Below are 12,178 nucleotides of genomic sequence, written 5' to 3'. Positions count from 1 at the left end.
AGAGACTTCAGACATGAATGAATTAGCTAGCAATGACACCGTTACCAAGAACGAGCTCTCTGAAGCGCTCTTCGATCAGGTGGGTCTCAATAAACGTGAGGCCAAAGATATGATTGATGCATTCTTTGATCGCATTGGACGTTCTTTGGAGACTGGCGTAGAGGTGAAAATTTCTGGGTTTGGTAATTTCCAGTTACGTAATAAGTCTGCACGACCCGGCCGAAACCCAAAAACAGGCCAAATGATTCCGATTGCGGCTCGCCGTGTTGTCACTTTCCACGCAAGTCAAAAACTCAAGGACGTAGTTGAGTCGCATGCTCGAGAAAACAGTATTTGATGCTGGGTCGGTGCTGCTCAGCTCGCAGCTCCCCCCAATCCCCGCTAAGCGCTATTTCACTATTGGTGAGGTTGCCGATCTTTGCGGTGTTCGCTCCCATGTCTTACGTTATTGGGAGCAAGAGTTCTCGCAGTTAAGTCCCCAAAAACGTCGCGGCAATCGTCGCTACTACCAACATCATGAAGTTGTTTTAATTCGTAAGATTCGAGCGCTTTTATATGAAGAGGGCTTTACGATTAGTGGTGCCCGTAATCGTCTCGATGAAGCCCGTGGCGAGCTTCGCTTACGAGATGAGCTGCAAGCCGTTTTACAAATTCTCTCCAAATAGTTACTGATACAATTTTCTTTTCCGTCGGGGCGTAGCGCAGCCTGGTAGCGTACATGCATGGGGTGCATGTGGTCGGAGGTTCAAATCCTCTCGCCCCGACCAATCAATTTGGTATTCATCCTTTTCCCCCAATCTTTCCTACCCATCGGTCTTTCTATGACTTCAAACACCAGCGACACTACTTATTTTGGATTAAGCATTCCTTTTTTAGCTCACTTGGGTGTGGTGCCGGAGTTCGCGGAGGGCGGTAAATCACGGATTAGCTTGGTAATTAAGCCCGAGTTTGAGAATAGCTTTCACATTGCCCATGGTGGCGTAGTGATGACCCTGTTGGATTTTGCGATGGGTGCAGCGGCCCGGAGTACAAATGATCAACCACTTGGCGCCATGACCATCGATATGAGTGTTAGCTTCTTGCGTCCCAGTATTGGCAAAATCGTAGTGGAGGGCTCCGTACTGAAGGCCGGCAAAACGATTAATTACTGTGAGGCTGTAGTTTTGAATGAGGCTGGTGAAATCACCGCAAAATCTAGCGGTACATTTATGCTGAGAAGATAACAGTAAATACTAATAAATATTGTATTTATAATTATTATGTTATTTATTTAAATATTAATAAGTTAATTCATTTAGTTTTGTAGGGTTATGGCTAATATGCAGTATTTATAGGCTTATTTATTAATGTATGTATATAATCTCAACATAGGATTAACTAATTCCTAGTTAGTTCAGACAATTCATATTCGGAGAATTAATATATGTCTTCCTATAAAGAGCTATTAGCCCAGCGCGAGCAGTTGGACAAGCAAATTAAAGAAGCGGTACAGCGTGAAAAGGCTGATGGTATTGCAAAAGCTAAGCTGATCATCGAGGAATACGATCTAACAGCCTCAGACTTATTTAGTCGTAAATCGGGTGTACGAAGCTCTAGTGGAAAGGTTGCTCCAAAGTACCGTAACCCATCTACTGGTGATACGTGGACGGGTCGCGGTAAGGCTCCAAAATGGATAGAAGGTAGAGATCGCGCCAACTTCTTGATATAAGCTATTGATTTAAATGGAATTAATTTATAAAAAAGCCGCTCTGTGTGAACCGAGCGGCTTTTAATCAATCTAGGGGTGGGTAAGTCTAGGCACATTTTCTGTTGAGCGCTTGGACAAAAATAGGCTCCAATAGCGCATGTCGATTCTGATTCCCCAATGTACTCTCTAGCTCTGGATTTGTGGCGGGATAGCCAATAATTAAGGGGTTTTCATCAATGAGGCCATTCTCCAGCTTTTCTTGGAGAATATCTGGGCATTGAGGTTTGACGCCAACAGTATTTTCATCAGCTAAACCCATTACCCCGGGGTGAAGTCGGATAAAGCCCTCATCTACCAAAATAGGAATACGCTGGGTGTCCTTGTTTTTACTCAGATAATGGATCAAATGGACTTGCTCAACTGGCGGTATCAGGGCATCCAGAAATATTAAATCTGGTGCAATCGAAACCGCCTTCATGAGACCCTCAAGGCTATCTACCGATACCTCTAAATCCACCTTTAATTGCCAGCATTGAATAGATTCGATTAATTCATGGCTATTTTCAACCCTCCTAAAAATGCCTATGGCAATGCAGTTTTGAGTCGTTTTTTGCCGCATCGACCTTTTACGGCGTGCTAGCTGCTGTTCTAATGAGCTCGCTAAGATACGCCGATGGCCACCACGGGTCTTCCAGGCGATTAACTCACCCAGTTCCACCATTTTCTGTACTGTACCAAGAGATACCTGCAATACCTTTGCACTCTGTCTGGTACTTAAATATTCCATTTCTGGGGTAATTGCTTTCATATATCCTTAATCCCATTAATTCATTTGAAGATTTAGAGAATACGAAGCAAATCCATGGGAATCTGTCGGGCGGGGTTTAAACCTCAGTAGGAAAATTCTTATTCAAGGCTAAATCGGGAAAATGACTACCAAGCCGACTTAGTTAGGGAAAGTCCTTTATGTATCAATGGGTAATCGTGTTAAATTAGACAGGTTGTCACAGTATTTGCACAGATCAATTCGTCAAGCGGTAAAGCCGTAGACCGAATGGTTTTAACCACAGTTTTTATTCGGGAAACCCGATGAAAGGTGAGCATCATGATGCAGGATCAAAGAGATAATTCCTATCTCTTCGGCGGAAACGCCCCTTACGTAGAAGAGCTCTACGAATCCTACTTGCACGATCCAGCTTCCGTAGCGGATCATTGGCGAGATTATTTCGATGGCGTGAAGCAAGTCCCTGCAGCAGATGGCTCCTCTAGAGTCGATATTGCGCACGCGCCGATTGTTGCTTCATTTGCTGAGCGGGCCAAACAAGGCCCCATCAAAACTGTTTCCGATTCAGCTGACTCGGAGATGGGACGCAAACGCGTTGCCGTTCAACAGTTAATTGCCGCATACCGTAACGTCGGTAATCGCTGGGCAGATATTGACCCTCTTAAGCGTACAGAGCGCCCGGATATTCCGGAGTTAGACCCTGCGTTCTACGGTTTTACTGACGGCGATATGGATATCGTTTTCAACACTAGCAATACTTTCTTTGGCAAGACAGAGATGTCCTTGCGTGATCTATTGCAGGCCTTACGTCAAACTTACTGCGGTACTCTGGGTGCTGAGTACATGTACATTGCCGACCAAAAGATTAAAAAGTGGTGGCAAGAAAAATTAGAGTCCATCCGCTCGACCCCGAGATTCAACGTTGACGAGAAGCGTCAAATTTTGGATCGTGTGACTGCAGCCGAAGGCCTGGAGCGCTACCTTCAAGCGAAGTATGTTGGTCAAAAGCGTTTCTCACTTGAGGGTGGGGACAGTTTTATCCCTTGTATGGATGCGCTGGTGCGTGAAGCCGGCTCAAAAGGTGTACAAGAAATTGTGATTGGTATGGCCCATCGCGGCCGTTTGAATGTACTAGTTAACGTCTTGGGCAAAATGCCAACGGATCTGTTTGCTGAGTTCGAGCACAAAGGCCCGGAAACATTACCTGCAGGTGACGTCAAGTATCACCAAGGATTCTCTAGTGACATTTCAACACCATCAGGCCCAGTGCATTTGTCGTTGGCATTTAATCCTTCCCATTTAGAAATCGTCAATCCAGTCGTAGAGGGTTCTGCCCGCGCTCGTATGGAGCGTCGTGGCGATATGTTGGGCGAGCAAGTATTGCCAGTGCTCGTGCACGGAGATGCGGCAATTGCTGGTCAGGGCGTCATGCAAGAGACTTTGGCCATGGCTGAAGTTCGCGGCTATTCCACTGGTGGCACGATTCATATCGTGATCAACAACCAGATTGGCTTTACAACTTCAGATCCACGTGATTTGCGTTCGAGTTTATATTGCACCGACATCATGAAGGTGATCGATGCCCCTGTGTTGCACGTGAATGGCGATGATCCTGAGGCGGTTGTTTTAGCTACTAAGCTTGCAGTGGAGTTCCGCAGTCAGTTCCATAAAGATGTAGCGATTGATATTGTTTGTTTTAGAAAGTTAGGTCATAACGAGCAGGATTCACCTGCGATGACCCAGCCTTTAATGTACAAAATCATTGCTGCGCATCCAGGGACGCGCAAACTGTATGCAGACAAGTTAGAGGCGCAAGGCATATTACCAGCTGGCACCGGTGATTTAATGGTGAAAGAATATCGTGCTGCGATGGATGCTGGTAAGCAAACTTCCGATCCTGTATTGAGTAACTATCAAGGGAAGTTTGCTGTAGATTGGTCACCATTTTTGAATAAGAAGTGGACCGACGAGGCAGATACAGCGATTCCATTAACTGAATGGAAGCGTTTAGCCGAGAGAGTTTCTACTGTTCGTGAAGGCTTTCAGATTCATCCGCTAGTAGAGAAGGTATTGAAAGACCGCGCTGCTATGGGACGCGGTGAAGTGAATATCGACTGGGGTATGGGCGAGCATATGGCTTTCGCTTCTTTGGTTGCTAGTGGTTATCCAGTTCGTCTGTCCGGCGAGGATAGCGGCCGCGGTACCTTTACTCACCGTCACGCGGTGCTTCATAATCAAAGCCGCGAGAAGTGGGATAAAGGCGTGTACATTCCTTTACGTCATATCGCCAAGGATCAAGCTCCGTTTGTTGTTATCGACTCAATCCTATCCGAAGAGGCTGTGCTCGGTTTCGAGTATGGCTATGCTGCTGCAGAACCAAATACGTTAACCATCTGGGAGGCTCAGTTCGGCGACTTTGCTAACGGCGCTCAGGTAGTAATCGATCAATTTATTGCCTCCGGTGAAGTGAAGTGGGGCCGTGCAAATGGTTTGGTCATGATGCTTCCTCACGGTTACGAAGGTCAGGGCCCGGAGCATTCATCGGCCCGTTTAGAGCGCTTTATGCAGTTGTGTGCTGATACCAATATGCAGGTCATTCAGCCGACAACAGCGTCGCAAATCTTCCACGTATTACGCCGTCAAATGATTCGTCAATTCAGGAAGCCGTTGATCTTGATGACGCCAAAATCATTATTGCGAAATAAAGAAGCTGCTTCACCGTTGTCTGAGTTTACTAAGGGTGGTTTCCAAACAATTCTGCCTGAGCGCGATGTGGCCATTGACGGTAAGAAGGTTACTCGTCTAGTCATGTGTTCTGGAAAGGTCTATTACGACTTAGCTAAAGCACGTAGCGATAAAAAACTGGATGATGTTGCGATTATTCGTTTGGAGCAGTTGTACCCATTTCCGCACAAGGCATTGACTGCGGAGTTGAAGAAGTATCCCAATCTGACTGAGATAGTGTGGTGTCAAGATGAGCCACAAAACCAAGGCGCCTGGTTCTTTGTTCAGCACAATATCTTGGAGAATATGTCTGAGGGCACAAAGTTGGCATATGCAGGTCGACCAGCATCAGCCTCACCAGCATGTGGATATGCCCACCTCCATCAAGAACAACAAAAGTCTCTCCTTACGGCTGCATTCGCAAAACTGAAGGGTTATGTCATTACGAAGTAATCGTGGACATCACTCTATATATAAATATTAAATAGGATTAATCATGGCTATTTTTGAAGTTAAAGTTCCCCAACTCTCTGAGTCAGTAGCTGAAGCTACTCTGCTGCAGTGGAAAAAAAAAGGTCGGCGATGCTGTCGGTCAAGATGAGATCTTGATTGAAATTGAAACTGACAAAGTCGTATTGGAAGTTCCAGCTCCTTCTGCTGGTGTTATTACAGAGATCGTCATTGCTGATGGTGGTACTGTTGTTGCTGAGCAGTTGATTGCAAAGATTGATAGCACTGCGGTTGCCGCTGCTACTGCTGCACCTGTACCTGCAGCCGTTGCCGCACCAGCTGCTGCGCCAGCTAAAGTAGCCCCAGCCCCAGCCCCTAAGTCACCTAGTGCCGCTGCCGCTCCCTCGGCTGCAAAAATTCTTGCCGAAAACAATATTAGCGCTGGTCAAGTTGCAGGTTCTGGTCGCGATGGTCGTGTGACTAAAGGGGATGCACTGAATGCGGTCGCTGGCGGTACAAAATCTGCTGCATTGCCAAGTACACCAATTCCGATGGGTGACCGCCCAGAAGAGCGCGTTCCAATGAGCCGTTTGCGTGCTCGTATTGCTGAACGTTTGCTAGAGTCTCAAGCAAATAACGCCATTTTGACCACATTTAATGAAGTGAATATGGCGCCGGTCATTGCCATGCGTAACAAGTACAAAGATCAGTTTGAGAAAGTTCACGGAGTGAAGTTGGGCTTTATGTCTTTCTTTGTTAAAGCTGCAACTCATGCATTGAAGAAGTTCCCATTGTTGAATGCCTCAGTTGATGGCAATGACATCGTTTATCACGGTTATTTTGATATCGGCATTGCGGTGAGCTCACCACGTGGCTTGGTAGTTCCTATTTTGCGTGATGTTGATCAAATGAATTTGGCGGATATCGAGAAAAAGATTGCTGAGTTTGGCACTAAAGCTCGCGAAGGTAAATTGTCTTTAGAGGATTTAACTGGCGGCACATTCTCGATCTCTAACGGTGGTGTATTTGGGTCGATGCTATCTACCCCAATTATTAATCCTCCACAGTCTGCCATCTTGGGTATTCATGCCACTAAAGAGCGCGCTGTAGTAGAGAATGGTCAAATCGTCATTCGCCCAATTAACTATTTGGCATTGTCATACGACCACAGGATCATCGATGGCCGTGAGGCTGTCCTTGGTTTGGTTGCAATGAAGGATGCTTTAGAAGATCCTTCACGTCTCCTACTTGATTTATAAGAGGGGAGAATATGAGTCAATCATTTGACATAGTAGTTATTGGCGGCGGCCCTGGCGGCTATATTGCTGCGATTCGTGCAGCCCAATTGGGCTTCAAGGTAGCCTGTGCTGAATCGAATGCCTATGACGATCCAAAAGGTGAGCCACGTTTAGGCGGTACGTGCCTGAATGTCGGCTGCATTCCATCAAAGGCCTTGCTCGCGTCCTCTGAAGAGTTTGAGAAGATTAGTCATCATGTTGCGGATCATGGTATTACCGTGGGCTCTGTCAAGCTGGATTCAAACAAAATGATCGCTCGTAAAGATGCGATTGTGACCAAGATGACTGCTGGTATTCAGTTCTTATTCCGTAAAAACAAAATTACTTTGCTAAAGGGTCACGCCTCCTTTGAAGGCAAGAGTGCTGATGGCTACCAGGTCAAGATCGACAGCAAAGATCAAGAAGTCGTTACTGCTAAGAATGTGATCATTGCTACTGGATCTAAAGCACGTCACTTACCGAATATTCCGGTGGATAACGTATTGATTAGCGATAACGAAGGCGGTCTCAAGTTTGACTCTATTCCGAAGAAGCTGGGTGTCATTGGCGCTGGCGTAATCGGATTGGAATTAGGTTCTGTATGGCGTCGTGTTGGTTCTGATGTGACTATTCTTGAAGCCTCATCTACGTTTTTGGGTGCTTGCGATCAAGGTATCGCAAAAGAAGCGCAAAAGATCTTCACGAAGCAAGGCCTCAAAATCAATATGGGCGTCAAGATTGGTGAAGTGAAAGCAGATAAAAAAGGTGTTGTCGTGAATTACATCGATAGCGAAGGTAAGGCTCAGAAACTAGAGTGTGATCGCTTGATTGTTTCTGTTGGTCGCGTACCCAATACGGATAAGTTAGGCCTTGATAAGATTGGCCTACAAGTTGACCAACGTGGTTTTATTCCAGTCGATGACCATACCTGCGCTACTGCAGCTCCTGGCGTTTATGCTGTCGGCGACGTCGTGCGCGGACCGATGTTGGCACATAAAGCTGAAGATGAAGGTGTCTTAGTTGCTGAAACGATTGCAGGTCAAAAGCCGCACATCGACTACAACTGTATTCCTTGGGTAATTTATACCGATCCTGAAATTGCTTGGGTTGGGAAAAATGAAGAGGAGTTAAAGCAGGCTGGTATTGCTTACAAAGCTGGTCAATTTCCATTTGCTGCCAACGGCCGTGCTTTAGGTATGGATCGAGCCGAGGGTTTTGTCAAAATATTGGCCGATGAAAAGACAGATGAAATCTTGGGTGTTCACATTATTGGACCAAATGCTTCTGACCTAATCGCTGAAGCAGCTGTAGCTATGGAATTTAAAGCGGCCGCTGAAGATATTGCTCGTATCTGTCATCCTCACCCTAGCTTATCTGAAGTAATGCGTGAAGCGGCATTGGCGACGGATAAACGTGCATTAAACATGTAATTGAAAGCATTAGAGTACTACCATCAAGAGTTAAAGCTGCGCGGGTATCACAGTGATCCTGCGCAGCTAGCTGCTATTGAGCGTTTGCAAGATTGCGAAGATGAGTGGGTTGCTTACAAAGAAATTCGCAGTAACGGCTTAAAAAAGAAACTCTTTAAACCCAAGCTACCCCGTGGCGTCTATCTATGGGGTGGTGTCGGTCGCGGCAAATCCTTTTTAATGGATTGCTTCTTTGCTGCATCCCCTTTAGAGAAAAAAATTCGTATTCACTTTCATGAGTTCATGCGAGAAGTACATCGTGAGCTTCATGAGCTCTCTGGTATGGCAGACCCTCTGGATGAGCTTGCAAAAAGAATTTCCAATAGATACCGGCTGATCTGTTTTGACGAGTTTCATATTAATGACATTGCTGATGCGATGATTCTCTATCGTTTGTTGAGCGCGCTCTTCGAAGATCGCGTTCAGTTTGTGATGACGTCGAACTATCAACCGAGTCAGTTGTATCCCAATGGCTTGCATCGCGACCGTTTGCTTCCCGCAATTAAACTTCTTGAAGAGCAGCTCGATGTCATGAATGTCGATGCGGGTAATGACTATCGTCGTGTGCAAATGGCCCAAGTAGAGGCTTATCTCACGCCTGTAAATGCCAATACCAGTGCGATTCTGATGCAGATGTTTCAGAGGTTGATTGGAAATCAGAAGGAGTTAGTTCGTCCTGTTCTGCGTATTGAGTCTCGAGAGTTAAGGCCGCTTCACATGGCCGAAGGGGTGGTGTGGTTTGATTTTGAAACCTTGTGTTGCGGCCCAAGATCCCAGAATGATTACCTGGAGATATCTAGCCAGTTTCATACGGTGATTTTGTCCGGGGTGCCTTATATGCCCCCTAGGATGACTAATGAAGCCCGCCGCTTTATCTGGCTAATTGACGTTCTTTACGACCATAAAATCAAGTTAATCATCTCTGCGGAGGTTCCTGCAGTCGATTTATACACCGAGGGGCAGATTACTAGTGAGTTCTCTCGGACAGTTTCTCGCTTGATAGAGATGCAATCTCGCGACTACCTAGATGCACCTCGCCGTGTGGTTGACACCAGCTTGACCTAAAATAGGCCTATGACCAGTCATTCCAGCCTAAACGCCGACTTACACTGCCATTCCGTGGTTTCTGATGGAACCTTAACGCCTGAGCAGCTGGCAGAGCGTGCTCACGGTAATGGTGTTCAATTATGGGCGTTGACCGATCACGACGAGTTGGGCGGTCAGGAAAGAGCCCGAATTGCGGCGAGCTTGCTAGGTATGGATTATGTTTCTGGAGTTGAAATCTCTGTCAGCTGGATGGGTCAGACCATTCATATAGTTGGCCTCGGAATTGATGCCACCCATGCAGGAATTTTAGAGGGATTGCGTCGTACACGCGATGGGCGGGGCAATCGCGCCAAAATGATGGCCGAGCAATTATCGAAGGTGGGCATCGCTGGCGCCTATGAAGGTGCCCTCCATTTCGCTGGTAACCATGACTTAATTTCTCGTACACACTTTGCACGCTTTTTGGTTGAGCAAGGCGTTTGCCGTGATACCGATCATGTCTTTAAGAATTATTTAGTCGAAGACAAGCCTGGTTATGTACCCCATCTCTGGGCATCATTAGATGACGCAGTAGCCTGGATTAAGGGTGCCGGTGGTGCAGCTGTGATTGCGCATCCTGGGCGTTACAAGTTGAGTGCTATGCAGATGGATGAACTTTACAAGCATTTTAAGGACATCGGCGGGATAGCCATTGAAGTAATCACTGGTAGCCACAGCCCTAATCAATATCAAACCTATGGCAAGATTGCCCAGCATTATGGATTTTTGGCTTCTCGAGGATCTGATTTTCACGATCCAGAAGAGAGTTATATTGACCTTGGGACTTTGCCACATCTACCTGAGCATTTAACCCCTGTATGGACGCTATTTCATTAAGCGACTTTTTACACCCAACCTGTTTTATTACCTTTAAAGAATAAAGATCAAGATGTTTGAAGAACGCGTTCTCTCTGGTATGCGACCAACCGGTAGTTTGCACCTCGGCCATTACCATGGTGTTTTAAAGAATTGGGTTCGTTTGCAGTCTGAGTATCCTTGCTACTTTTTTGTAGCAGACTGGCATGCCTTAACAACCCATTATGAAACCCCCGATCTGATTGAGCAGTCGGTCTGGGATATGGTGATTGATTGGCTTGCATGTGGGGTTGATCCTAATCAGGCGACTTTATTCATTCAGAGCAAAGTGCCTGAGCATGCTGAACTATTTTTGCTTCTCTCAATGGGTACTCCACTGGGCTGGCTTGAGCGAGTTCCAACCTATAAAGATCAAATTGACAAGCTTAAAGAAAAAGATCTGCAGACCTATGGTTTCTTAGGCTACCCTTTGTTACAAGCTGCCGACATTCTGATTTATCGTGCGCAATTTGTGCCGGTTGGTGAAGACCAAGTTCCTCACGTCGAGATGACACGTGAAGTAGCACGCCGCTTTAACTATCTTTATGGTCGCGAGCCTGGCTTTGAAGAGAAGGCCCTGGAAGCAGTTAAAAAATTAGGTAGTAAGCGCGCCAAGATGTACGCTGAGTTGCGCGTAGCGTTTCAGGAGCGGGGTGATGACGAGGCTTTAGAGCAAGCTAAGGCATTGCTTCAAGAAGCGCAAAGTCTTTCCATGGCGGACCGTGAAAGATTGTTTGGTTTCTTGGAGGGCGCCCGTAAAATTATTTTGCCAGAGCCGCAAGCTTTGCTCACTTCCGCTTCGCGTATGCCAGGCATTGACGGACAAAAAATGTCAAAGTCCTACGGTAATACGATTAGCATTCGCGAGAAGCCGGAAGAAGTCATTCGCTCTATACGTACTATGCCAACGGACCCGGCTCGCGTTCGCAGAACCGATCCGGGCGATCCTGCGCGTTGCCCAGTTTGGCAACTGCATACTGTGTATTCCAGTGAAGATACTAAAACGTGGGTACAAAAAGAATGTAAGTCAGCGGGTATTGGCTGTTTAGAGTGCAAGCAGCCAGTAATCGATGCGATTCTTGCTGAGCAGCAACCGATGTTTGAGCGCGCACAGAAGTACTTAGATGATCCAAGCCTGCTGCGTTCAATTATTGCTGATGGTTGCGATAAAGCGCGTAAGGTTGCTCAAGAAACAATGCGTGAGGTCCGTGAGTCTATGGGTCTTGCGTACGATTGAAGTTAATCCCTTGATCTCAAATCACGATGTCATTGCAGATGCCTCCGTTTGGGTAAAGCGTTTTGCTGCTCTTATACCCGCCGAGGGGTTGGTTTTGGATTTGGCTTGTGGTGCTGGCAGGCATGCTGGATTGTTAGCATCCCTGGGTCATACGGTTTTAGCGGTTGATCAAGATATTGAGCCTATTGAGCGTTTAAAAAATCCTCATATTCAAGCCCTGCAAGAGAATCTGGAAGGTGCCCTTTGGCCTTTGGCAGGCCAGCAGTTTTCAGCAATTGTGGTTACAAATTACCTATATCGTCCATTTTTAGATGAACTGCCGAGGATGTTGAGTGATGGGGGTATCTTTATCTACGAGACCTTCGCCGATGGAAATGCCCAGTTTGGGCGGCCATCCAACCCTAATTTCCTACTGAAATCAGGGGAATTACTCGCTTTGGCTGCACGCTCGGGCCTCAAAGTGATTGCTTACGAGGATATTTACCTTGATCAGCCTAAACCAGCCATGGTTCAGCGGATTGTTGCTGTAAAAGGGCATTTAAAAGGGTACGTTCCGTTACAATTTGGTGGTTAACATTCAGATAAATCAGACACATTCAGTGACTAATA

Annotated in this window: 11 protein-coding genes, 1 tRNA gene and 1 pseudogene; 12 read left to right on the top strand and 1 reads right to left on the bottom strand. The window is 46.4% G+C overall.

All coding sequences use genetic code 11. From position 1 onward, the window contains the following. Positions 1 to 13 precede the first annotated feature (13 nt). The 5 genes from DN92_RS06040 to DN92_RS06020 all read left to right on the top strand — a co-directional run bounded on the left by DN92_RS06040 (position 14) and on the right by DN92_RS06020 (position 1,708). Complete coding sequence (locus DN92_RS06040) at positions 14 to 337, top strand: integration host factor subunit alpha (RefSeq protein WP_173960394.1); 324 nt, start codon at positions 14 to 16, stop codon at positions 335 to 337. Beyond that, the gene (locus tag DN92_RS06035; RefSeq protein ID WP_173960393.1) at positions 315 to 665 is read left to right on the top strand and encodes a MerR family transcriptional regulator; all 351 of its coding nucleotides are present in this window, start codon (positions 315 to 317) and stop codon (positions 663 to 665) included. Before DN92_RS06040 ends, DN92_RS06035 begins: the two co-directional genes overlap by 23 nt. 25 nt (positions 666 to 690) lie before the next feature. Beyond that, positions 691 to 767, top strand: a tRNA-Pro gene (locus DN92_RS06030). Positions 768 to 821: 54 nt separating this feature from the next. Further along, a complete protein-coding gene (locus DN92_RS06025) occupies positions 822 to 1,223 on the top strand; it encodes a PaaI family thioesterase (protein WP_173960392.1) in 402 nt (133 codons plus the stop codon). Positions 1,224 to 1,423: 200 nt separating this feature from the next. Continuing rightward, positions 1,424 to 1,708 carry an H-NS histone family protein gene (locus DN92_RS06020; RefSeq protein WP_173960391.1) on the top strand — a complete coding sequence of 95 codons (285 nt, stop codon included), beginning with the start codon at positions 1,424 to 1,426 and terminating at the stop codon, positions 1,706 to 1,708. Between the two features lie 85 nt (positions 1,709 to 1,793). On the opposite strand, the gene DN92_RS06015 is transcribed toward DN92_RS06020, so the two are convergent. Beyond that, entirely contained in the window at positions 1,794 to 2,495 is a 702-nt protein-coding gene (locus tag DN92_RS06015) for an excisionase family DNA-binding protein (RefSeq protein WP_173960390.1), read from the bottom strand. Positions 2,496 to 2,792: 297 nt separating this feature from the next. On the opposite strand from DN92_RS06015, the gene DN92_RS06010 reads away from it, so the two are divergent. From DN92_RS06010 to DN92_RS05980, 7 genes and pseudogenes are all read left to right on the top strand, one after another. Then, positions 2,793 to 5,648 (top strand): 2-oxoglutarate dehydrogenase E1 component, encoded by a 2,856-nt coding sequence (locus tag DN92_RS06010; RefSeq protein ID WP_173960389.1) that lies wholly within the window; start codon positions 2,793 to 2,795, stop codon positions 5,646 to 5,648. 43 nt (positions 5,649 to 5,691) lie between these two features. Next, positions 5,692 to 6,904 (top strand): annotated as a pseudogene (odhB, locus tag DN92_RS06005) (2-oxoglutarate dehydrogenase complex dihydrolipoyllysine-residue succinyltransferase). A gap of 11 nt (positions 6,905 to 6,915) precedes the next feature. Next, entirely contained in the window at positions 6,916 to 8,352 is a 1,437-nt protein-coding gene (lpdA, locus tag DN92_RS06000; protein WP_173960388.1) for a dihydrolipoyl dehydrogenase, read from the top strand. Continuing rightward, positions 8,353 to 9,456 (top strand): cell division protein ZapE, encoded by a 1,104-nt coding sequence (zapE, locus tag DN92_RS05995; protein ID WP_173960387.1) that lies wholly within the window; start codon positions 8,353 to 8,355, stop codon positions 9,454 to 9,456. It begins immediately after the preceding gene. A gap of 9 nt (positions 9,457 to 9,465) precedes the next feature. Next, complete coding sequence (locus tag DN92_RS05990) at positions 9,466 to 10,314, top strand: 3',5'-nucleoside bisphosphate phosphatase (protein ID WP_173960386.1); 849 nt, start codon at positions 9,466 to 9,468, stop codon at positions 10,312 to 10,314. A 52-nt stretch (positions 10,315 to 10,366) separates the two neighbouring features. Then, positions 10,367 to 11,569 carry a tryptophan--tRNA ligase gene (locus DN92_RS05985; RefSeq protein WP_173960385.1) on the top strand — a complete coding sequence of 401 codons (1,203 nt, stop codon included), beginning with the start codon at positions 10,367 to 10,369 and terminating at the stop codon, positions 11,567 to 11,569. Then, positions 11,541 to 12,143, top strand: a complete 603-nt coding sequence (locus DN92_RS05980; protein WP_367651926.1) for a class I SAM-dependent methyltransferase — start codon at positions 11,541 to 11,543, stop codon at positions 12,141 to 12,143. The genes DN92_RS05985 and DN92_RS05980 overlap by 29 nt, the downstream gene beginning before the upstream one ends. Positions 12,144 to 12,178 lie beyond the last annotated feature (35 nt).

It is taken from the genome of Polynucleobacter arcticus (genome assembly GCF_013307205.1).
GTDB lineage: Bacteria > Pseudomonadota > Gammaproteobacteria > Burkholderiales > Burkholderiaceae > Polynucleobacter > Polynucleobacter arcticus.
This window is presented reverse-complemented; position numbering and strand designations above follow the sequence as displayed.